The organism is Metaplanococcus flavidus (assembly GCF_042675885.1).
Lineage (GTDB): Bacteria > Bacillota > Bacilli > Bacillales_A > Planococcaceae > Planococcus > Planococcus flavidus.
In genome coordinates this window covers 23,650-46,131 of sequence record NZ_JBHTKI010000002.1, presented here as the reverse complement: position 1 = coordinate 46,131, position 22,482 = coordinate 23,650, and the positions used below count along the sequence as shown (strand labels likewise).

Genomic DNA, 22,482 nt, shown 5'->3' with positions numbered 1-22,482 from the left:
TCTCTGTCTCTGCATCGCTTCGCTGTCACTTTTCTTATTGAAGCGCAACAGCAGGACCGAAGAATTCGAAATGGATCTGTTCGTCCGTCATGCCAAGTGCACGCAATTCAGTGATCATGCTTTCCATGAATGGGACCGGGCCGCAGACGTAAACTTCACCGGTAACATCGACCATTTCCGCGAGCACTTCACGCGTGATAAACCCTTCCGGTTGGTCAGAGTATAACGTTTTGTATTTTGCGTTATCCATTTTTTCCACATATTTTCGGATATCTTTATCAAACGCATGGAAGCTTTCATTGCGTGCTGCGTGAAGGAAAGTGGTCGGACGTTCAGGCGTCATCGTAGCAACCGTTTCGAACATACTCATCATCGGCGTGATGCCGACGCCTCCGCTGACAAATGCGACAGGGGATTCTTTCGTTGCGTCCAGAACAAATTCACCTGCAGGAGCGCTAACTTCAATGACATCTCCAACGTTTACTTCATCATGGAGATAGACAGAGACCCGCCCGTTCGGATCATTGTCCCTTTCCGATTTAACGGAAATGCGGAATTCATCCGGTTGGGCCGCTTGGGAAAGGCTGTATTGGCGGTTGAATAAATACTCTTCGCCTGGAATGGTCAGGCGTACGGAAATGTATTGCCCGGGTTCGTAGGCAGGCACATTGGAGCCGTCTGCCGGAGTTAAATAGAAAGAAATGATATTTTCGCTTTCTTTTTCTTTTCTGGCAACCGTAAAGTTCTTAAAGAATTTCCAGCCGTTTGTCTGGTTCTCCATTTTTTCGTACATGTCCTGTTCCACACCGATAAACGCATCGGCAATGACGCCATAGGCTTCAGCCCAGGCATTGATGATGTCATCCGTTGCAGCTTCGCCCAACACTTCTTTGATCGCTTTCAGCAAGTATTCGCCGACAATCGGATAATGTTCTGGTTTAATGCCGAGACTCACGTGTTTATTTGCAATTTGGACTACTGCCGGGAGAATTGCTTCCAGGTTATCGATATGGACAGCAGCCGCATAAACGGTGTTGGCCAAAGCGGCTTGCTGGCGTCCTTGTTTCTGGTTGGCGTGATTGAATATATTCAATAATTCAGGATGTGCCTCAAACATATTTTTGTAAAATACAGTTGTGATCGCAGTTCCGTGTTCTTCCAGGACAGGTACAGTGGATTTAATGATTGCTCTTGTTTCGTTTGATAACATTGTCAATCTCTCCTTTTGTTTTCTATACTTTGACTATATACCGCTTTGAGTTTTAAAGATATATATTAAATACCACTTTAATATTTCAGACATATTTACAGTCACAGAAACGCCATATGGCTGTCGGGTGCTTTAGCTGTATTGAAGCCCTATCAACCTATATAATGAAGAGATAGGAAGGTGAAAAATATGAGATTAACGATGTATACGGATTTTTCACTGCGGATTCTGATTTATCTTGGTTCCAAGGAGCCAGGCACTTTATCGACTGTCCAGGAAATTTCAAGTGCTTATAATGTTTCAAAGAACCATTTGATGAAAGTGACCTTCGAACTTGGAAAAGCCGGATTCATTCGCACTGTGAGAGGAAGAAATGGTGGAATCCAATTGGCGGACAAACCGGAGAATATAAATGTGGGGACTGTCGTCAGAAAGATGGAAGACGATTTTCACCTTGTTGAATGTTTTGATCCCGAACACAATCGCTGCCCGATAACCCCGGTCTGTGGATTGCGGGGGGTGCTGGGTCAGGCGCTTCATGCATATCTAGCGGTACTCGACGGTTATACACTGGAAGATCTGCTGGCGAATCGCCAGGGATTGCGCGAAATATTAAACACATAAAAACGGCCCGATGGAAGAATCGGACCGTTTTTATTATTGCGGTTGAAGGTCTACAGGTTCCTGGCCTTTTTTATTCATAAGTCGTACATGTTCGGGATGGATTCGCAATATCATCAGGTTCGGATCATCGGGTCCGGTGAACCAGCCCTTGAGATGATCATTCCATACTTTGTTGATGATTTCGGCATCATCATGAGCAGCCATTCGTCCTTCGATTTCAAGATAGGCATCTCCCACGCCTTCACCTTCGTAGCCGAGCAATATATGGGCATGCGGATTGGCTTCCAACTCATCAACTTTCTGCGATTTCCGGCTGGTGGCCGTGTACAATGTGAAGCCGTCGTGAAAAAATGTCATATACCGTGTATGTGGTTTGTTTTCTTTGATCGTCGCCAGGACACCGACTTTGCTGTCATCTAGAATCCCCAACGCCGCTTTTTTTGCTTCTTCCTGATTCATCGTCTCACTCCTTAAATTCTTTTATTTCCTGAAGCTGTTTTATGAACCTGGATTCTTTTCTTCGCTTGAAGAATCACTTTTGGTATCACGTGGATTCTTTTCTTCCTGCTGTTCCTGCTTCAGGTCTTCGAGTGGAATCGTATCGACGTTCATCTCTTCTTCATGCATTTCAGAAAGTGATTCTTTATCAGTTTTGGATTGTTCGGGATTGTCCATAGGAGCGCCTTTTCTTTCTTCGCGGTCGTCTTCAGTAAAATGCTTTTTATCTGACATCAATGGAACACCTCTTTCGGTTAGTCTTATCTGTATATTCCTTTTCCTGTTAAATTTAAAACATGGAAGTTCAATCGCATGCGTGGACATAAACCTTGGAGTCCCGGTGGTTTGAATTAATTGCCGAACCTTGTTTAGAAATATGGTAAAATATGATTATCGTGCGAGAGGAGTTATTACATGAATACACAACATTCTATTAATGTAGGTGGATTAAGCTTTGAATGGGATCTTGAGAACGGGAAATTTCTGTTTGAAGGACAAGAATCTGTCCTTTTCTGGACTTCAACTGCAATGAAAATGCTTTTTGATACTATAGAAGAGATTGCAGGAGAAGATGCAGCTGGTGTGGTTATGGAAACGACGGGCTACCGGCAAGGTATGGTAGTCGGCAGCTATTTCTCTGAGATGGAGGATGTAGATGTAGCACAGGCCGCAGCATTAATCACCAATACATATGCATCAGCCGGATGGGGAGTTGCGGAAATTCATAATCTGGATGTCGATGATAGTACTCTGGAAGTCCATTTGAAAAACAGCTGGGAACATAAAATCAATGTCGCCCAGCAGAAAACAACCGGAGGAAATTTTCTTCCCGCACATTACGCAGGAATTTTCACCGAACTTTTTGAGAAGAATATCTGGTATGAAGTTGTTCATTACCAAATCGATGGATTCAATGAAAGTATCATCCGTTATTTCCCCTCAGAAAAAACTATTGAAGAAAACATTCACCGGCTGGCCCGGGCGAGTGAAGCGCGTGAGATCCGACAGCTTGAGAAATTGGTGGAAGAAAAAACTTCCGAGCTGACGATGCTCATAAAGGAATTGTCATCACCGATCATCCCGGTGCTGGAAGGCATCGTAGTGGTTCCGCTGCTCGGTACATACGACGAAGAGCGGTCAGAGGAATTGATGATCAAAACACTGCAGAATCTGCCGACATACAAAGCGAAATATTTGGTGCTGGATCTGACAGGCCTCAATAGTAATTTCAACCGTCAGGCGGCTGCCTTGATTGAAAAACTGGGTGCCACTGCCGGGCTTATCGGAACTGAGACGATTCTGGTGGGAATTTCGCCGAAAATGAGCATGGTGATCGGTGAAAGCGGAATTGACATCCTGAAATTCAATTGCTTTCAGACCTTGCAACACGGCATTCATTACGCGCTGGCACAGAATGGAAGAAGTATACTGTAAACAAAAAAATGCGCCCACTTGGGCGCATTTTTTCTGGCTGTCGAGAAACCGACAACTTTTTTAATCATTTCGCTCTAGGCGGACGCTTTCCTCGGGGAGCTGCCTGAGCCTCCTCGCTCGCTTCGCTCACTGCGGGGTCTCAGGACTAGCTCTGGTTCCCGATGGAGTCGCCGCCTGCCGCTTCATTCTGTTCTGTGCTGATAATGCAAGTGTTCACCTTCTCACATACAACACACTTAAAAGTCTATTCCTTTATAGAAAAAGAGCTGAGATATGGAGCAAAACAGCGAAGACGCCCAGGGGACCAAGCGAAGTGCTGAGATCCACTCGAGCGAAGCCTCGAGTTAGCTCAGCGCGAGCCCCCAGGCAAGCGAAGCTGTTTTGTGGAATATCGGCTTTCATTTTTTATTTTTCGATTTTCACCATTTCGACGATCAGCTGTGCAGCTTTTTCCATATTTTCTGCAGAGATGAACTCGTATTTGCCATGATAATTTTCGCCGCCTGTAAAGATATTCGGTGTTGGCATTCCTTTGTAGGAAAGCTGTGAACCATCAGTTCCTCCGCGGACAGGGACAATGTGGGGTTCGATGCCGAGCGTCTTCATGGCATTTTCTGCCGCGTCCACGATCTCCATGACAGGTTCGATTTTTTCTCTCATATTGTAATATTGATCTTCAAGTTCAAGAGTGAGCACGTTTGCTCCGAATTGTTCCTGAAGCTTTTGGGCTGTTTGCTGCATATGCGCTTTTTTCGCTTCGAATTTGTCTTTGTCAAAATCCCTGATGATATAGATTAAAGTAGCTTGCTCGACATCACCTTTAAAATTGTTCAGATGAATGAATCCTTCATAGCCTTCCGTCTTTTCAGGAACTTCATTTTCAGGCATAGCGTTCTGGAACTTGATGGCGATGGTCGATGCATTCAACATTTTGTCTTTAGCTGACCCGGGATGGACACTTTTTCCCTGAACAGTCAACTTTCCTATAGCTGCATTGAAGCTTTCATATTGAAGTTCACCAAGAGGGCCGCCGTCCATTGTGTAGGCGTAGTCGGCACCAAATCGCTCAACATCGAATTTATGGGGGCCTCGCCCGATCTCTTCATCCGGAGTGAAAGCGACACGGATTTTACCATGTTCAATTTCCGGATGCTGAATGAGATATTCCATCGCCGTCATGATTTCAGCGACACCGGCTTTATTGTCTGCTCCAAGCAGGGTGGTGCCGTCCGTTGTAATCAGCGTATGGCCGATGTAATTTTGCAGATCCGGGAAATCCTGGACGGTCATTGTAATCGAATCATTCAACGGCACATCTTTGCCATCATAATTGTCTACACGTTTCGGGTTGACGTTCTTGCCGGTAAAGTCGGTAGCTGTATCAACATGGGCAAGAAATCCGATAACTGGAAGCTCTTTGTCGGAAGTGGCCGGCAGTGTGCCGAATAGATAACCATGGGCATCCATATCTACGTCTTCCAAACCGATTTCTTTCATTTCTTTCTCCAATTCCCGCAAAAGATCCCATTGTCCGGGTGTGGACGGGGTTTCCAGGTTCTCGAAATTGGATTGTGTATCGATTTTTGCATAACGGATCAATCGCTCGATTAAAGTTTCAATCATGATTAAAGGCCTCCTGAAATATGTATTGTCCTTATTTTAACATGAATAAAAAGAAATCTGTAAATCTTGTAAGGAATGAAAAAAATGCAGCCCTCAATGGGAGTCTGCAGCTTTTTTTCGCAGTACGGCAGAGACTTTATTTTCAGAGCCATCCCTGATACGGTTGATATTTTCAAGATGTTTCCATAGCGACATTGCCATCAGTGCAAGCGCGATAACATAGGGCCACAAGCCTTCTGCCGGCCAAAACGCGATAATGATGAACATTGCATACAGGGCCAGCACGCCGATTACCAGATAATCTGTGGCAAGTGCAATGGCAATGAGGAGCGCCAGTCCGAGTAATCCGAGTTTCCAGTCCAGCGCAATCATCACGCCAATGACTGCTGCCGTTCCTTTGCCGCCATTAAATTTCATATAAAACGGAAAATTGTGGCCGAGAACTACCCCGGCAGCGATGAAAAAGAGGATCGCCCAAACCGTTTCTGCGGGCAGGCTGCTCGCGCCAAGCAAAAAGCGCATGGCCAGGACTGCGGCAAAACCTTTGGCAATATCAAGAAACGCCACCATTGCCCCGTATTTCCAGCCAAGAACGATTGCGGCATTCGCTGCTCCCGAATTTTTCACACCTGTTGATTTGATATTTTTGCCCGATAAAAGTTGTGCGACAACTGAGCCATGCAGGCAGCCAATTAAATAACCTGAAATAAGTGCGGAAAAAATCCATAAAATCATAGTTTGCCCCTGCCTTTCTTAATATTAAACGTATGAATAAGAAGGAAGTTTCAAAATTATCCGACAACCTCCTTGACAAAATATCGTATCATTATTTATACTTCTCAACAAGATGGAAAACTGAATCTGAATACTCTTATCCAGAGTGGCGGAGGGAATAGGCCCTGCGATGCCCGGCAACCAACAAGCAACCCAGCTTGGAAAGGTGCTAATTCCTACAGACTGGAACGACAGTTTGGCAGATGAGAGGAGGAAACTCCGTATACAGCGGCCCTCTTCTAATTAGAAGGGGGCCTTTTTTCTATTCCCTCGTCTACTTTAAGGACCATCTAATAAAATTTATGGAGGAATAAAAAATGACGAATTTCAAACCAGAGACACTTTTACTTCACGGCGGCCAGCAGCCCGATCCGGAAACAGGCGCACGAGCGGTACCGATCCATAAAACAACTTCCTATGTATTCCGGGATACAGAACATGCACAAAATTTATTCGGGTTGAAAGAAACCGGGAATATCTATTCACGTATTATGAATCCGACAGTGGATGTCTTTGAACAGCGTGTGGCGCTGCTTGAAGGTGGGACGGCTGCAGTCGCATTGTCTTCAGGAATGGCGGCAATCGCCTTTTCGGTTATGAACATCGCAGAAGCCGGAGATGAAGTGGTGGCGGACAGTAATCTTTATGGGGGCACTTATAATTTATTCGCAAAAACTATACCGCGCTACGGCATTACCGTGAAATTCGTCGATGGCACAGATCCCGAAAACTTCCGATCAGCCGTTACCGACAAAACGAAAGTTTTCTTTGGCGAAACTATCGGCAATCCGAGTCTCAATGTTTTTGATGTGGAGCGGGTGGCAGAGATTGCCCATGAATACAATATTCCGTTGTTAATCGACAATACATTCGCTTCGCCTTTTGGCAGCAATCCTATCGCGTTCGGTGCAGATGTGGTCATTCATTCAGCGACCAAATGGATCGGCGGGCACGGTACAGCAATCGGCGGAATTGCCGTGGATGGTGGGAAATTCAATTGGAACCATGAAAGATTTCCGAATTATACGGAGCCTGATGACAGCTATCACGGTATCCGTTATGGAATTGACGCGGAAGGGGCGTCTTTCGCGACAAAATTGCGTGTTCAGCTATTGCGTGATTTCGGACCCTCATTGAGCCCAGACAGTGCACATATTTTCTTGCAGGGCCTGGAAACGCTGCATTTGCGCTTGCCGAGGCACAGCAGCAATGCCGGAATTATCGCCGACTATTTACGCAGCCATCCGCAGGTTGAATGGGTCAATTACATCGGATTCGAAGATCATCCCTCACATGGACTGGCCCAAAAATATCTAAAAGATACTTTTGGTTCAATCGTCAATTTCGGCATCAAAGGCGGAAGGGATGCTGGCAGGAGAGTGATTGATGGAGTCAGCCTGTGGTCCCATGTGGCAAACGTGGGAGATGCAAAATCGCTGATCATCCATCCGGCATCCACAACGCATCAGCAATTGAACGCAGAAGGATTGGAACAATCCGGTGTGACAGAAGAAATGATTCGTCTGTCGGTCGGACTGGAAAACCCGGAAGATCTGATCGCTGACTTGGAGCAGGCCATCAAAGCCGCAGCAGTTCAGCAAGTATAGGAGGAGAATGGCATGAAGACAGTAGCCATCGGGGATCTGGCATTGGAATCAGGAGTTGTGCTCGAAGGAGTGGAATTGGCATATGAGCGGAACGGCAATTTCGACAACCCGACAATACTGATTTGCCATGCATTGACGGGAGATCAGTATGCTGTCGGCACCGAAGAACAGCCGGGGTGGTGGAGCGGCATGGCAGGTCCCGGCAAAACTTTGGATACAGATAAATTCCAGGTAATCTCCTTTAATGTGCTGGGCGGCTGCCATGGTTCCACGGGTCCGTTATCAATTAATCCGCAAACTGGGGCACCGTACCGTTCGGATTTTCCATTGTTGACCATAAAAGATATGGTGCGTGCCGAATATCAAGCATTGAGAATTTTGGGTATTGAGAAATTAAAGACAGTTATCGGCGGTTCACTCGGGGGCATGAAAACACTCGAATGGGGAGCGCTCTATCCGGAATATATAGAAACAATCGTGCCGCTTGCGGTCACCCCGTCGTTCTCCAGTTATGCGCTGGCTTTTAATCACATTGGCATTCAAGCGATTGAAAATGATCCTGATTTTCAAAATGGACACTACACAGGATCCTGTGATTTCAAAGGGTTTCATCTTGCAAGGATGGCAGGGATGATCAGTTACCGGACCGGCAAACTATTTAACGAGCGCTTCGGGCGTTCCGGAAGTGGAAACAATTTTGAGGTAGAATCGTATTTGGATTATCAGGGCAGTAAACTGGCTCAGCGTTTTGATGCCAATAGCTACCTGATTTTATTGAAAGCTATGAACAGCCATGATCTGGAGGGACGGAAGGTGGCATGTCCGATTCTTTCAATTTCGTATACGCATGATCTTTTGTATCCGGCTGAACTGATGATTCCCTGGCTGGCAGAGCAGGCAGATGCATCCTGGGAAATCATCGAAACAGATTTCGGCCACGATGGATTTCTGGTGGAGTTCGGAAAATGGAGCGGGTTTGTCGGGAAGTTTCTATATAAAGAAGAACAGGTTAAGGCGACTCGATGAAACAAATATAAAAAAAGCATCCCGCAATTTTTGCGGGATGCTTTTTCTTTGTATGCTGTTCAGACGCTAACGGCAGCTTTTCGGTGTCCAGACTCCGGTGGCCCAGCTCTTCGGGTCATAAGTCAGCCCAGCTGCGTGGCAAAGAACGCCACTTCGCTGGTCTGACTTATGCCTTTCAGAGCTTAACGGGCACCGTCGCTTTTCGGTGTCCAGACTCCGGTGGCCCAGCTCTTCGGGTCATAAGTCAGCCCAGCTGCGCGGCAAAGAACGCCACTTCGCTGGTCTGTCAAAAGCCTTATTGCTCCTGTCTCTGCACCGCTGCGCTAGCTTCGAGACATGAAAGGGCGTTGCATCGCTTCGCTAGCTTCGTCGCAAAGAGGTGGACCAAATTACATTTGGTCCACCTCTTGCCTTTCAGAGCTTAACGGGCACCGTCGCTTTTCGGTGTCCAGACTCCAACGGCCAACTCCTCGAGTCGTAAGCCACTCTGGTGTCTAGTCTCCAGTGCCTAGCTCTGACAGGCATAAGTCAACCCAGCTATGTGGCAAAGAGCGCCACTTCGCTGGTCTGCCTTATGCCTGTCAGAGCTGAACAGGCACTTCCGCTTTTCGAGACTGTGCGGCTGAAAACATGCCGCTTCGCCAGATCGTCTTACGCTTGTCGGAGCTGAGCGGCCGTTTCCGCTTTTCTTTTCAATCTTCATCTTTGATATCCACATCATCTGGAATCGGCGTCGCTTTCCATTCTTCCAATTGCTGTTTGGCAAGCTCGAGCTGCTGGAAATGGGTGTCGAATTGAGAGGTGTTGACCATGTATTGTTCTCCATCGTGCACTGCTTTGATGCGTCCTTCCAATATATATCTTCTGACTTGCTCTTGCGGCATGGACAAAAAAGTAGCAGTTTCCGGGACTGTCATATACATAAGATCGCCTCCTCTTTTTCTTTTATTATAATAGCTGGTGAGCAGTATCTCAAACGATTGGAATAATGGTATGGTAATTGATATAACTGGAAGTCAGAGGTGTAATAGATGAACGCAATGCCATATATCATGGTGCTGCTGGCGGCGATGCTTTGGGGCACAACCGGCACAGCGCAAAATTTCATTTCAGGGGAAGCGCATCCGCTGACAATCGGCGCATTCCGCCTGATGATCGGCGGATTTTCCTTGCTGCTGTTTGTATTAATGACAAAAGGTTTCAGCTTTCACAATATTCCGTGGCCGGCTGCTGTCGTTGCCGCTGTCAGCATGGCGCTTTTTCAGCCCCTGTTCTTTTCATCGGTGCAACTGACCGGAATCGCAATCGGCACGGTTGTGGCCATCGGAAGTGCACCGGTGCTTGCCGGTGTGATCGAATGGCTGTTTTTGAAAAGGCGCCCGGACCGCATTTGGATTTCGGCTACTGCAATGGCGATCATCGGCTGCATTTTACTGTTCGCGAATAAGGGGGCAGCGGATGTCAATTCACTCGGTGTCGCTATGGCGCTGGGAGCAGGTTTATCATTCGCACTTTATGCAATTGCCAGTAAAAATGTTCTTGGATCGATGGAGCCAGTTCCGGCAGTGGCGCTCATTTTTTCCGTTTCGGCTGTTTTTTTGATGCCATCATTATTCTTCTTTGATATTTCTTATATTGTTATTCCTGCAGATACGGGAATTATTCTATATTTGGGGATTGCCACGACCAGTCTTGCCTATATTTTATTTTCAAGAGGATTGAAGAGGATCCCCTCATCTTCTGCGGTTACCTTATCATTGGCTGAACCGCTTACCGCCTCAGTTCTCGGAGTATTGGTAGTGGGGGAAGTCCTGAGCGGCTTATCCTGGGCAGGAATCTGTTTATTGCTCGGCGGCATTTTAATCCTGACACTGGGCAAAAGGAGAAAAGCTGAAGAAGGCATGGAACTTTCTTAAGAATTTCTTCATATTTATACTGGTCTGGGCTTAAGATTTATTCTTTATGATGAGTTTAGTGAAGAAAGAAGGCGAAGAGATGACTCAATTTACGGTATTGGTTACGGATGATGATCAGGATATCCGTGACGGCATCGAAATCTATTTAAAAAATGAAGGCTATCGTGTGCTGAAGGCTGAAAATGGCCAAAAGGCAATTGAATTGCTTGAAGCCAATGAAGTCCATGTCATCGTTTTGGATATAATGATGCCGATGCTTGACGGTATTTCGACAACCTTCAAAATTCGGGAACAGCGAAATATCCCAATTATTATGCTCAGCGCAAAAGCCGAGGACTCAGATAAGATCCATGGCCTTTCAGTAGGGGCTGACGATTATGTGACAAAACCGTTCCATCCGATGGAATTGGTGGCGCGGGTCAAATCACAACTGAGACGTTACGTTAGTCTTGGGACGTATCAGGACAAATCACAGCGCATCGAAATCGATGGGTTGGTTATGGATTCGGATGCGAAAGAAGTGTTGCTTCACGGGGATTCCGTAAAACTGACTCCGATTGAATTTAAAATCACTGAATTGTTGATGGTCAATGCGGGGCGTGTATTTTCGATACGCGATATATATGAACGAGTCTGGAACGAACCGGCTTATAACGCTGAAAATATCGTGGCGGTCCATATACGGAAAATCAGGGAAAAGATTGAGACGGATCCGAAGAATCCAAGATACTTAAAGGTGGTGTGGGGCATTGGCTACAAAATTGAAAAATGATATCTGGTCTGTGATTGCTGTGACGTTGGCCTGTTTCACTCTGCTTTATTGTCTGGCATTCTTTGTCGAAATCTTTTTTGGCAATCCTGCCACTGATTTACTGGCATCTCTTCGAACGATGTCCAAAGGAGATATTTAATGATGAAAAAATGGCTGTGGCTTATAACTTTATCCATCGTGCTGATCGGAATTTTCAGCGTAATGGAGCTGGGACCGAAATACTTTGGAAAATCTTATCTCGAGACCACTGAATTCAAGGAAGAATACAATCACTTTATCAACCGGCTGATTGTATTGGAACTCGATCCGCCGACATCTGACACGGAGTTCACGGTTTCAGAAGACGAAATTGAAGAATACCGCACCAGATACGGCACCTTGGCGCAGCAGATTCAAAGTATTCAGGATCAATACAATCCTGATATCGAAGAAGCACTCGAAAATGAAAATGACAGCCTGGTGGAAATTCTGACAGAAGAGCGTGACGGAAAAATCGAAGAAATCCGGAATAACTTTTCGGATGATGAAACCGTTCGCGAAAAGATTCAGGAAGAAAAATTGCGGGCGGAAAGAGTTGCCATCAATGAAATCATGAATGATGAGGCAAACTTCAGTTCTTTTTATTCCTATTATGTATATGATCTGATCAATACGGAGACAGGCGAAAACTTCACGAAAGGTGTTTTGAACAGCCGTCCGTATTACGAGAAGGAATACACTGATGCTGTGCCGCTTCAGGCAGATAATGAAGAGATGTTCTATACAAATTACAATAATACCGATACGTACTTGCCTGCTTCAAATGCTGAATTTACAGGGACAATACAGATTGACCGTGAGCTTCTTGCAGCCAGTGATAATGGTGCAAGCATCATTCAGCATTCGACAGTCAAAAATGTGCTCTATATCATGGGTGCACTGGCGATTGCCGGAATTGTACTGTTGTTAACTAAGCTGCGCTTCGAACAAAATAACTTTGTGAAAATGCCGTTTTATTCCAAGTGGAAGAGCTGGCCGTTTGAAGTCAAAGCAGGTCTGCTGCTGATAAGCGCGGTGCTTGCTCTGCCATTTGGCCTGGTCGGCACATTGTCCGTGCTGGACTATATCTATTACAATGACATCAGTTATTTTATCCTGCAGACGCTGAAGTATTTGCTGCTGACTCTGTTGTTCTTTGTTCTGACGATCCTGCAGATTGTTTGGATTGTTTCGCATTACAAAAACACAGAAATGGTAATGGAAGAGTTTAAGAACAGTTATTTTTTCAGGTCGATGCAGATGGCACGTTTCGCATTTCTGAAAAAATCGATCGGTGTTCAAATGTTGATCCTGTTAATTGTAATCTTCTTCTGGGGCTTTGGGACTTTGCTGGTCATTATTCAACAGGCTGCGATAATTGTCTGGATACCTGCCACTCTCTTCATCGGACTACCGGTACTATTGTTCATGATGAAGCGCTTCGGCTACTTGAACATTCTGATGGACAGCACCCGTGCGATTGCGGACGGCAGCTTGAATGAACAAATTCCAGTGCGCGGCAGATCGCCGCTTGCGCAGCACGCAATCCATCTGAACCGGTTAAAAGAAGGTGTTCGCCTGTCGGTATCAGAACAGGCGAAAAGCGAAAGGCTGAAAACGGAATTGATTACGAATGTAAGTCACGATCTCCGGACTCCGCTGACTTCCATCATCACTTACACGGATTTAATGAAGACGCCGGACCTGTCGACAGAGGATCGATTGATGTATGCAGAAATTCTGGACAGAAAATCACAGCGGTTAAAAACGCTCATCGAAGACCTCTTTGAAGTTTCGAAGATGGCAAGCGGCAATATGGAGCTGCACCGCCAGCGAGTGGACTTTACACAACTGAAGACACAAGCTTTTGCCGAACATGCGGAAGATATTTCTTCATCGGGCCTGGATTTCCGGATTTCGATCCCTGAGCAGCCGGTTTATATAATGGCAGATGGTCAAAAGTGGTGGCGCGTATTGGATAACCTGATTTTGAATGCCATCAAGTATGCATTGCCGGGAACCCGGGTCTTTGCAAGTTTGAAAGAAACAAATGGCGAAGCCGAGTTTGTGATGAAAAACGTTACCCGTTTCGAATTGGGAGAAAATACAGATGAATTATTTGAGCGTTTTAAACGCGGCGATGTAGCAAGGCAAACGGAAGGGTCGGGCCTTGGACTCGCTATTGCCCAGTCGATAGTCGATCTCCATAGCGGAAAGATGAAGATCGAAGTGGACGGCGACCTTTTTAAAGTGACGGTCTCACTGCCAAGTGTATAAATGAGTTTTGACGGCTGTCCCAAAAGGGTGCAGCCGTTTTTATGTGGTACATAAATTGCTTGAATGTTTTGAAAAAAAGAGGCTAGGGGATATCAATAGAGACTACACAAAATTGAATGGAGGTTAAAAAATGGATACTAGCGGCTACTTCAATAATTTTATGAACGCGCTTCCTGAAATTCTCTTGGCGATTCTTGTCCTTATTATCGGTTTTATTGTAGCCAAGATGGTAGAGAAAGCAGTTTACAAATTATTGGACAAATCAAAGTTGGATGAAAAGGCGGGCATGAGCCAGCAGAAATACAGCCTGTCGAAAATCATCAGTAAAGTCATATTCGTATTAATCTTACTTTTCACTGTTGCGATTTTCTTCAATATTTTGAACCTTGGAGCAATCGGAGCACCGTTCATGGGCATCTTTGATAACTTGTCGGGAGCGTTCCTAAGCATTCTAAAAGCTGGGCTGATTCTTCTTTTGGCCTGGGTTCTGGCCACGGTTGTCAAACGCCTGATTTTAATGGCGGGGAGAAAGTTCGATTTCAGCAAAGTCAAGAAAAAGACTGGTGTATCAAAAGACGATACAGTAAAGTGGACTGAAACTGCAGCTAACATCGCTTTCTATCTGATTCTGTTGCTGTTTCTCCCGGCAGTCCTCAGTGCGCTGAGTATTGACGGGGTAAGTGAGCCATTCTCAAATATGCTTGCCAGCGTCCTGAATTTTATCCCGAAATTGATTGCAGCAGCAATCATCTTTGCGATTGGCTGGATTGCAGCGACCATCGTTAAGAAAATTCTTTCGAAATTCCTCGAATCGATCGGCACAGACCGACTGGCTGCAAAGCTGAAAATTTCCCAGTTTTTCAGCGGCACCAGCGTCTCGAATGTCATCGGCATCATTGCGTTTATACTGATCATGCTTCCTGTGACGATTGCGGCACTTGAAGTTCTTGCCCTGCGTGGAATTTCCGGACCGGCAATCGCCATGCTGAATGACATTATGGCCATGATTCCGAATATCATCGTGGCAATCCTGCTGATTTTAGCCGGAATCATCATTGGACGCTGGATCAAAGATTTTGTTGTCCAATTGATGAAGAATCTTGGTGCCGATTCCCTGACTGAAAAAATGGGAATGAATAAAACAGCAGACCCGGATGCAGTTCCATCTGCAAATTCACTTGCCAACATCATCGGCATCGTGGCCCAGATATTGATTGTCCTTTTATTCACTGTTGAAGCGCTGCAGTTATTGGGGCTTGCGTTCATGGTCACTTTGGCAACAGGGATTTTCGCTTATATTCCTGCAGTCATCGCAGCCCTCATTATTCTTGCTGTTGGGTTCTGGCTAGCGAATTTGGCAGAAGATTTTATCGGCAGCGTCTTCAAGAAATCTTCCGGCGGACCGCATGTACTGCGGTATGTCGCAAAATATGCCATTCTTGCATTCGCATTCTTTATGGCACTCGATCAATTGGGCATCGCAGCTTCCATCATCAACGCGGCCTTCATCCTGATTTTGGGAGGAGCAGCATTGGCATTCGGTCTCGCTTTCGGATTAGGGGGCAGAGAACATGCGTCGCGTTATTTGGACCGAATGGAAACGAGCCTGAAAGAAACCGAAGTTGATCACGAAGAATGGGAGACGAAGAAGCGGGAAGCAGAAGCCAAAAAAGTGGGCCTTGCCAAAGAAGCGAAAGCGGCGACTGACCCGATAGTAGAAAAAACCTCGCCGGATGAGAGATATCCATACGATGGAACAAAGAGCAAGAAAGACGAGAAAACAGTAACTGATCCAATCATAGAGAAAACCTCCACGGATGAAAGTCGTTCGAACGAGGGATTAAATGACACTAAAGACAAGAAAGGCATATCAACTGACTTGCCAAAGAACTCCAATAAAGATGGACGTGCTAAAAGAGCAGGACGAAACCGTAATAAGCAGGACCCGTTCAAAGGGAAATAAGCACACGTAAAAAAGGCGGCCTCGGCCGCCTTTTTTATTATGGGTTAATTTATTGACCAGACTCCAGAGCAGAACGGTTAGGGCCGTTATTCTCTGTCTAGACTCCAGCGGCCCAGCTCTTCGGGTCATAAGCCACTTTATGTCTAGACTCCAGTGCCTAGCTCATCGGGATATAAGTCAACCCAGCTGCGTGGCAAAGAGCGCCACTTCTCTGGGTCGCCTTATACCTGTCAGAGCTGAACAGGCACTTCCGCTTTTCGCGACTGTGCGGCTGAAGACACGCCGCTTCGCCAAATCGGCTTATGCCTTTCAGAGCTTAACGGGCGCTTCCGCTTTTCTTTATTCAGGTGGAGCCACCAACTTATGCTGGAAAGCGTAAATGACAGCCCGGGTCCGGTCGTGGACTTCCAGTTTGCTCAGCAGATTGCTGACATGGGATTTTACAGTTTTTAACGCTATGTACAGCTCATCAGCAATTTCCTGATTCGTATAGCCATGTGCGAGCAGCAGTAGGATTTCCATTTCCCGTTCGGTCAAATCCTCGTGCAGCACACGTTCGTGGCGCATCTGCTTCATCATTTTGCTCATCACTTCAGGTTCGAGAACCGGCATGCCGTTCATCGTTTCGCGGATCGAGTCAGCGATGCGCGAAGCTTTCGAAGTTTTTAAAATGTAACTGACGGCTCCGGCTTTCAACGCCGGATAAACTTTGTCGTCATCAAGGAAAGATGTGACAATCATAATTTTCGCTTCCGGCCACTCTTTGATGATTGCTTCAGTCGCCTCGGCGCCGTTCATCACCGGCATTACCATATCCATCAGGATGACATCCGGCCGAAGTTCCAGCGCCATTTTCACCGCTTCTTCCCCGTTGACCGCTTCACCGGCCACTTCCATATCTTCCTGAGCCTGCAAATATGCGGAAACGCCGATGCGAACCATTTCATGATCATCAACTAACAGAATTCGTATCATCAGGAATCTTCCTTTCGATTGGTACTTTTACTTCTACGATGGTTCCTTCAGAAGGAACAGACACGATCTTACTGGTAGCGCCGATTTCTATAGCCCGTTCTTCGATATGCTTCAACCCGTAGGAAGTCGATTTCGACTGTTCACTTTCAAAACCGACACCGTTGTCCTGGATGCGTAAAATGGCAAAATTATCCCGTTCAATAAATAATATATGGACTTCGGTTGCTTTTGAGTGGCGCAATGTATTCGATAAGGTTTCCTGGGCGATACGGAATAAGTGATCTTCGGCACCTTTTTGGAGAGGCACTTCTTCGAGTTTATGTTCAATCGTAAAATGGACTTTTTCTTTCAACTCGGATACCAGTTCGAATAAGCCTTGGCGCAAACTCTTATCATGAAGGGCAGCCGGCCGCAGATGCAGCAATAATGCACGCATTTCAAGCTGTGCCTGCTGGACCATTTTTTCTGTCTGCAATAAACCCGGAGATGCTTCTTTTCCTTCGGTCATGGAAGACAACAGCATCGAAGCTGCGAATAATTGCTGGGACACCGAATCGTGCAATTCCCGCGCCAGCCGCTGGCGCTCCATGACAAGACGTTCCTGAATAAGCTGATCCTGTGTTTCGGCTCGTTCGTTGGCAATCCGCGCTAAACTTCTTCGCTGGGATTCCAGCAACTTTTGGATTTTCAGGATCGATGTCGAAAGTTTTGGCGGCAACGTCTTCATTTTTGCCGCTTCAATGACGGTCTGGTCTTCGTTGCGCAGAAGAGCCTGGAATATCTCTTCGATATCCTGGACTTTCGAACGCGAAAGGGATTCGGTCCACCAGGCAATCCCCGCGGACAGCGCCACCATCAATACGAAGAGCCAGACGCCGAAGGGGAGCCCTGCAACAAAATCTTGCCACAGGACAGACCAGGTATTTACAGCCGGCAAGCCGAGAAGGGCGATCAAAATACTGAAAATGATTGTGGCGAATAAGGCCATGAAAAATAAACTGCGGGGCAGAATCTGTCTCATCGGCGAATCACCTCGACATCCCCCATCCAGGTAGCGATGGTGACGATCAATTCCGTCTTGCTGTCTGTTGCGTGTTCATAGCCGTCCTGTGTGTGAACGGACCCGTACCACAACCGTTGTTTATCGCCATTAAAAAATCGCGCATCACCAAAAACCGTTGAATAATAAACCCGCACAGGCACATCGTATGGAATGATGAGCCGAACCCGGCCGAATCCCTGGCGAATCGAAATGAGTGAAGGTTTTTTCGGCAGGACAGTTTGAGTTGCATCAATCAGCAAATCGCCGACAAAGCCCTGAATATGGATATCTTTCCATTCATAGGATTCAATCGGAGTAGCCTGTGCAGAGAAGAATTTATTTTGGATCAGCCCTTTATCAACTTGTCCTTCTAATGGCACTTTCTGCTGCCATTCTTCACCTTTCCACAAACGGACCAATAAGTAGATCGCAGCCGCCAGGATAAACAGGCGAAGACTCCACATGGAAAGAATCGAAATGCCGATCAGGACAAAACCGGTCCCAAAATAGGATTTCCGGTATTTGGGGCTGTTTTTATTGCTGTAATAAATGAGTCCGATGCCAAGAAGAACCAAAAACACGCTGCCGTTTCCGAGAAAAGCAGCCTCCAGGAATATGAGGAATAAAGCACTCAAGGCAAAAAATGCCTGTCTGTTGGTTGAGAAATGATTCATCGCTGTTTTCGCCTCCTTCTTTGCAGCAGAAAAGTAAGAGGGAAGAAATCCCCCTTACTCCAGCTTACACAATTTCTTTTGAATGCGCGCTGTTTTTTTCCAGCGCTTCCAGCCGGCGCTCCATGGTGGACCGTTCATGCCGCTCTTCGACTTTATTGCCAAGAGATTTAATATAGCTTGCCATGTCGTCATAAGAACCAATGCGTTCTGCCACGAGTTCAGGGTTCAGGATTTTATCCATCTGGTAATGGGCTCGCGTCGAGTTTTCTTTGCCCATCAATTGAAGCTGGCGGATTTTCATATCCTTGACCTTATGCTTCATTTCCTCGTAACGCTGCTCGAGAACGACGCTTTCTTCTTTGTTTTCCTCCAAAGCCCTGTGAAGTTCATCCACCTGGAAAGTATATGCGGCCACTTCCTGGTCGGCGAATGCGGATAAATCGTTTTCACCAGCTGTGCGCGCCAAGTCAGCTTGTGCCTGACGCTTTTCAAGAAAGCTTTGCGCTTCCTCAAGCTCTTTTTCCAGCTTGCTGCCAAGGGTCGTTTGACGTTCAAGCCACTGCCCGGCCTTTTCGGTTTCTTTTTCCGCTTCCTGAATGTATTTGTTCAATAAACCGAGCGGATTTTTTTCTTCTTTTTTATCCAGAATTGCATCCATGTCTGTTGCTGCTGCAAATTTTAAACGTTGCCATAATGTCGTCATTTGTTTTCCTCCTTATTTAGTAAGCTTGTCCCATTGTTTTTCGAAATTTGTAAAAGGATCATTTTTCACCGGGGCAGCAATCGTTTCTTCGTTCCAGTTTTTATAGATGTACCATAATACTGCGATTGCCAGCACGCCGATTATGGCCGGTACATTGGAAACAGCTGATAAAGCTCCAACTGTTCCTACGATTGCCCAAAGGATTTTTGCGGCTGTCGATGTGCTTCTCAAGTAGTAGTGGACACCTATATAGATGATTACTCCTGAAAAAGCCAGGCCGATGATGGGCCCCAAATTCGACAGAGCGATAATGCCGGCGATCACGCCGATGACTGTCATCCAAAATTTGTTCAAGTTGTTTCCTCCTCTCAATTTCTAACTTAATCTTATCAAGGCTTGGGAAACGGCAACACGGTCTGCTACTGCATCTTTTTATCAGACTTGAGGCTTAGTCGATGCCGGGTAGTTAGCAGAAGGAGGTGGAAGGGTATAATGGAAGCAGACCGAAAAGAGGTGGCGATTCGTGAAGCAAGTTACTGCTGGGGTTAGTGTCTTGATAATTTATGGTGCTCTTGCAGGATACATAGGATGGGCTGTGTTTGTATGGCTGTTAAGTTTTTCAGTGCCGGTGAATGGGTGGCTCTTTGCATTTTTCTGGGCAGCGCTTGCTTTCAGTTATTTTATCGGGATGATTGGGCATAAATGGCTGGGCTTTACAATTGCCGGATCATACTGGCTGGGGTTTTTCCAATATACTCTGCTGCTGGTACCGATTGCGCATTTTGCAGTGCTTGTTGTTGACCATCACCGCGAAGTACAAATCATTGGCTCGGTAGCCGCAACCGTTCTGCTGCTGATTTTTTTAGTTGGTACTTTTCTCGCTTACAGCCCCGTCATTCGCCAAAAAGAAATTACGGTGAAGGGGAGCGGTGAAGATATGAATATCGTCATTGCGTCTGATTTTCATCTCGGCGTCTTGTCAGGTAAACGCCATTTGAAGCGTTTTGTCACGTTGAGCAATGGGGTGGAGCCGGATCTGGTTTTATTGGCCGGGGACCTGGTGGACGACGATCCCATCTGGTATACAAGATATGGGATGTCTGAAGTTATGAAGGAGCTGAGATCAAAATATGGCGTGTTCGGCGTTTTGGGGAACCACGAATATTATGGCAAGAAAATCCCTTTGCTGGTGCGTGTCATGGAAGAGTCGGGCGTTACGATATTGAGGGACGAAACAGTGGAAATCGAAGGCAAATGTTATCTGACTGGCAGAGAGGAACGTACTAATGGCAACAGGCATCCGATCGAAAGTTTAAAACCGGCAGGTAACTTGCCGTGGATCGTGATGGACCATACTCCTTCTGATTTGAAGACGCCGGTTGAATTGAATGCTGATTTTCATATATCAGGCCATACGCATAAAGGGCAAATGTGGCCGAATCACTTGATAACCAAAAGAGTATTTGAACTCGATTATGGTTACCGCTTAAAAGATTCGACCCATTTTCTTGTATCTTCGGGTTTCGGCTTCTGGGGGCCGCCGATCCGGATTGGCAGCCGCTCGGAATTATGGGCAGTGCGGATAAAATTTCAAAATACTTGAATGAGAGAGTTGGTTAGATGGAATCTTGGATAACTGCAATAATGGAGGATTACGGATATGCAGGAATATTTGTGCTGATATTACTCGAAAACATTTTTCCGCCTATTCCTTCTGAAATTGTCCTGACAGTGGGCGGTTTTATGACCGCTACAGCAGATTTGAATATAGCCGGGGTGGTGGCAGCTGCAACAGCCGGCTCTGTTGCAGGAGCTATCATACTGTATTATCTCGGCAGATGGCTGAGCGACAGTCGGCTGGAAGGTCTTGTTGAGAAATACGGCAAATGGATGCGCGTTAAAAAAGAGGATATCCGCAAAGCGGATGCCTGGTTCGACCGCTTTGGCATTTGGGCGGTGTTTTTTGGAAGGCTGGTTCCAGTAGTTCGAAGCCTTATTTCGATTCCCGCCGGTATGTCCGGCATGAAAGTCAAAACGTTTTTACTGTTTACGATTGCCGGAACAGTTATATGGAACACATTTCTCGTCGTTGCTGGTGCGGCTGTCGGCGAAAACCGCGATATTATTTTGGATCAGCTGGACCTCTACTCAAATGTCGTTTACATTTTATTGGGATTGGGCGCTGTCGCGGGCATCTTGTATTTCATCCATAAAAGGAACGGGAAATAGGGGCTGTACAGCTGGAAATTGATGCGCTTAATATAAGTTGTTATAATAATTAGACAATTGGATTGGAGGATGTTTTATGAAGCCGATTATTTACATTACCCGGAAATTGCCCGATGAGGCGGTCAAGAGCCTGGAAGATACTTATGAGGTGCGGATGTGGCAGGAAGAAGAACAGCCTGTGCCTCGCGAAGTACTGCTTGAAGAAGCCAAAAGTGCATCGGCATTGTGGACGATGCTTTCAGATCAGATTGACAGTGAATTAATTGAAACGGCTGAGAACTTGAAAATCATCTCCAATTTGGCGGTGGGCTATAATAATATTGATCTGGATGCAGCAAGGAAACACAAAATCGCTGTGACCAATACGCCGGAAGTGCTGACCCAAACAACTGCAGATCTTGCATTTGCTTTGCTTTTAGCAACCGCGAGGCGTCTGGTACAAGCCGAAAAAACTGTGCGATCAGGTGAATGGAAATCCTGGACGCCGATGGGCATGACGGGCCAGGATGTCTATGGTGCAACTCTGGGCATTATTGGCATGGGCCGTATCGGCGAAGCCGTCTGCAGAAGGGCGCAAGGTTTTGACATGAACGTCATATACCATAACCGGACCCGCAGAAGCCTTGAGGATGTAAATTATGCTGAACTCGATGACTTACTGGCGCAGTCCGACTTTGTAATGATTTTTACGCCTTTGACAGAAGAAACCAGAGGAATGATCGGGAAGCGTGAGCTGGGATTGATGAAAAACACAGCATGTCTCATCAATGCCTCCAGGGGCGGCATAGTTGATGAAGAAGCATTATATGAAGCGTTGAAAACAAATCAGATATGGGCTGCCGGTTTGGATGTTTTTGAACAGGAGCCATTGCCTCTCGACAACAAACTTCTTGAACTCGAAAATCTGACGGTGCTGCCTCATATCGGAAGCGCCGGTATCCGGACAAGGCTGGAAATGATGAAATTGAATGCGGAAGCGATTTCTGCATGTCTTTCTGGGAAACCTGTAAAAAATAGGGTTTGCTGAGGAATAAATGTTAAGGTGGATATTTATTTAATCTGCCGTGCCTAAAATAGCTGCCTCTGCGGCTGTTTTTAGGTTTTGCGTAGACTTCAG

At 46.2% G+C, this 22,482-nt stretch carries 23 protein-coding genes and 1 riboswitch; of the genes, 12 read left to right on the top strand and 11 right to left on the bottom strand.

Annotation, left to right across the window (positions count from 1 at the left end; translation table 11 throughout):
- Positions 1-34: 34 nt before the first annotated feature.
- Entirely contained in the window at positions 35-1,210 is a 1,176-nt protein-coding gene (gene hmpA / locus ACFQ1X_RS00610) for an NO-inducible flavohemoprotein (protein WP_144840628.1), read from the bottom strand.
- A 189-nt stretch (positions 1,211-1,399) separates the two neighbouring features.
- Between hmpA and ACFQ1X_RS00605 the strand changes: the two genes are divergently transcribed.
- The gene (locus ACFQ1X_RS00605; RefSeq protein ID WP_144840629.1) at positions 1,400-1,834 is read left to right on the top strand and encodes an RrF2 family transcriptional regulator; all 435 of its coding nucleotides are present in this window, start codon (positions 1,400-1,402) and stop codon (positions 1,832-1,834) included.
- Between the two features lie 33 nt (positions 1,835-1,867).
- Here ACFQ1X_RS00605 and ACFQ1X_RS00600 read toward each other — a convergent pair whose 3' ends face one another.
- A complete protein-coding gene (locus tag ACFQ1X_RS00600; RefSeq protein WP_144840630.1) occupies positions 1,868-2,293 on the bottom strand; it encodes a pyridoxamine 5'-phosphate oxidase family protein in 426 nt (141 codons plus the stop codon).
- Between the two features lie 39 nt (positions 2,294-2,332).
- Positions 2,333-2,566 (bottom strand): hypothetical protein, encoded by a 234-nt coding sequence (locus ACFQ1X_RS00595; protein ID WP_144840631.1) that lies wholly within the window; start codon positions 2,564-2,566, stop codon positions 2,333-2,335.
- 180 nt (positions 2,567-2,746) lie between these two features.
- On the opposite strand from ACFQ1X_RS00595, the gene ACFQ1X_RS00590 reads away from it, so the two are divergent.
- Positions 2,747-3,766: an STAS domain-containing protein gene (locus tag ACFQ1X_RS00590; RefSeq protein WP_144840632.1), complete on the top strand. Its 1,020-nt coding sequence runs from the start codon at positions 2,747-2,749 to the stop codon at positions 3,764-3,766.
- A gap of 405 nt (positions 3,767-4,171) precedes the next feature.
- On the opposite strand, the gene pepT is transcribed toward ACFQ1X_RS00590, so the two are convergent.
- A complete protein-coding gene (gene pepT, locus ACFQ1X_RS00585; protein WP_144840633.1) occupies positions 4,172-5,389 on the bottom strand; it encodes a peptidase T in 1,218 nt (405 codons plus the stop codon).
- A gap of 93 nt (positions 5,390-5,482) precedes the next feature.
- Complete coding sequence (locus ACFQ1X_RS00580; RefSeq protein WP_144840634.1) at positions 5,483-6,124, bottom strand: glycerol-3-phosphate acyltransferase; 642 nt, start codon at positions 6,122-6,124, stop codon at positions 5,483-5,485.
- Positions 6,125-6,257: 133 nt separating this feature from the next.
- Positions 6,258-6,373: riboswitch (SAM riboswitch) on the top strand.
- Positions 6,374-6,480: 107 nt separating this feature from the next.
- On the opposite strand from ACFQ1X_RS00580, the gene ACFQ1X_RS00575 reads away from it, so the two are divergent.
- On the top strand, positions 6,481-7,770 hold the full coding sequence (locus ACFQ1X_RS00575) for an O-acetylhomoserine aminocarboxypropyltransferase/cysteine synthase family protein (RefSeq protein WP_144840635.1): 1,290 nt from the start codon (positions 6,481-6,483) through the stop codon (positions 7,768-7,770).
- Between the two features lie 12 nt (positions 7,771-7,782).
- Complete coding sequence (gene metX / locus ACFQ1X_RS00570) at positions 7,783-8,796, top strand: homoserine O-acetyltransferase MetX (RefSeq protein WP_144840636.1); 1,014 nt, start codon at positions 7,783-7,785, stop codon at positions 8,794-8,796.
- Positions 8,797-9,488: 692 nt separating this feature from the next.
- Here metX and ACFQ1X_RS00565 read toward each other — a convergent pair.
- Positions 9,489-9,719 (bottom strand): helix-turn-helix domain-containing protein, encoded by a 231-nt coding sequence (locus ACFQ1X_RS00565; RefSeq protein WP_144840637.1) that lies wholly within the window; start codon positions 9,717-9,719, stop codon positions 9,489-9,491.
- A 108-nt stretch (positions 9,720-9,827) separates the two neighbouring features.
- On the opposite strand from ACFQ1X_RS00565, the gene ACFQ1X_RS00560 reads away from it, so the two are divergent.
- The 5 genes from ACFQ1X_RS00560 to ACFQ1X_RS00540 all read left to right on the top strand — a co-directional run bounded on the left by ACFQ1X_RS00560 (position 9,828) and on the right by ACFQ1X_RS00540 (position 15,742).
- Positions 9,828-10,712 (top strand): DMT family transporter, encoded by an 885-nt coding sequence (locus ACFQ1X_RS00560; RefSeq protein WP_144840638.1) that lies wholly within the window; start codon positions 9,828-9,830, stop codon positions 10,710-10,712.
- Positions 10,713-10,791: 79 nt separating this feature from the next.
- Positions 10,792-11,484: a response regulator transcription factor gene (locus ACFQ1X_RS00555; RefSeq protein WP_144840665.1), complete on the top strand. Its 693-nt coding sequence runs from the start codon at positions 10,792-10,794 to the stop codon at positions 11,482-11,484.
- Positions 11,462-11,623 (top strand): hypothetical protein, encoded by a 162-nt coding sequence (locus ACFQ1X_RS00550; protein WP_379080904.1) that lies wholly within the window; start codon positions 11,462-11,464, stop codon positions 11,621-11,623. The genes ACFQ1X_RS00555 and ACFQ1X_RS00550 overlap by 23 nt, the downstream gene beginning before the upstream one ends.
- The gene (locus ACFQ1X_RS00545) at positions 11,623-13,779 is read left to right on the top strand and encodes a HAMP domain-containing sensor histidine kinase (RefSeq protein ID WP_144840639.1); all 2,157 of its coding nucleotides are present in this window, start codon (positions 11,623-11,625) and stop codon (positions 13,777-13,779) included. The genes ACFQ1X_RS00550 and ACFQ1X_RS00545 overlap by 1 nt, the downstream gene beginning before the upstream one ends.
- A gap of 130 nt (positions 13,780-13,909) precedes the next feature.
- The gene (locus ACFQ1X_RS00540; RefSeq protein ID WP_144840640.1) at positions 13,910-15,742 is read left to right on the top strand and encodes a mechanosensitive ion channel; all 1,833 of its coding nucleotides are present in this window, start codon (positions 13,910-13,912) and stop codon (positions 15,740-15,742) included.
- 339 nt (positions 15,743-16,081) lie between these two features.
- Here ACFQ1X_RS00540 and ACFQ1X_RS00535 read toward each other — a convergent pair whose 3' ends face one another.
- From ACFQ1X_RS00535 to ACFQ1X_RS00515, 5 genes are all read right to left on the bottom strand, one after another.
- A complete protein-coding gene (locus ACFQ1X_RS00535) occupies positions 16,082-16,717 on the bottom strand; it encodes a response regulator (protein WP_144840641.1) in 636 nt (211 codons plus the stop codon).
- Positions 16,695-17,738, bottom strand: coding sequence for a sensor histidine kinase (locus ACFQ1X_RS00530; RefSeq protein WP_144840642.1), 1,044 nt, complete (start codon positions 17,736-17,738; stop codon positions 16,695-16,697). The genes ACFQ1X_RS00535 and ACFQ1X_RS00530 overlap by 23 nt, the downstream gene beginning before the upstream one ends.
- Positions 17,735-18,433 carry a cell wall-active antibiotics response protein LiaF gene (gene liaF / locus ACFQ1X_RS00525; protein ID WP_144840643.1) on the bottom strand — a complete coding sequence of 233 codons (699 nt, stop codon included), beginning with the start codon at positions 18,431-18,433 and terminating at the stop codon, positions 17,735-17,737. The genes ACFQ1X_RS00530 and liaF overlap by 4 nt, the downstream gene beginning before the upstream one ends.
- A 64-nt stretch (positions 18,434-18,497) precedes the next feature.
- A complete protein-coding gene (locus tag ACFQ1X_RS00520; RefSeq protein WP_144840644.1) occupies positions 18,498-19,136 on the bottom strand; it encodes a PspA/IM30 family protein in 639 nt (212 codons plus the stop codon).
- 12 nt (positions 19,137-19,148) lie between these two features.
- The gene (locus ACFQ1X_RS00515) at positions 19,149-19,490 is read right to left on the bottom strand and encodes a lmo0954 family membrane protein (RefSeq protein ID WP_379080897.1); all 342 of its coding nucleotides are present in this window, start codon (positions 19,488-19,490) and stop codon (positions 19,149-19,151) included.
- Between the two features lie 169 nt (positions 19,491-19,659).
- Here ACFQ1X_RS00515 and ACFQ1X_RS00510 point away from each other — a divergent pair, with 169 nt between their 5' ends.
- From ACFQ1X_RS00510 to ACFQ1X_RS00500, 3 genes are all read left to right on the top strand, one after another.
- Entirely contained in the window at positions 19,660-20,739 is a 1,080-nt protein-coding gene (locus tag ACFQ1X_RS00510; RefSeq protein WP_144840645.1) for a metallophosphoesterase, read from the top strand.
- Positions 20,740-20,756: 17 nt separating this feature from the next.
- A complete protein-coding gene (locus ACFQ1X_RS00505; protein WP_144840646.1) occupies positions 20,757-21,365 on the top strand; it encodes a DedA family protein in 609 nt (202 codons plus the stop codon).
- Positions 21,366-21,441: 76 nt separating this feature from the next.
- Complete coding sequence (locus tag ACFQ1X_RS00500; protein ID WP_144840647.1) at positions 21,442-22,392, top strand: 2-hydroxyacid dehydrogenase; 951 nt, start codon at positions 21,442-21,444, stop codon at positions 22,390-22,392.
- Positions 22,393-22,482 lie beyond the last annotated feature (90 nt).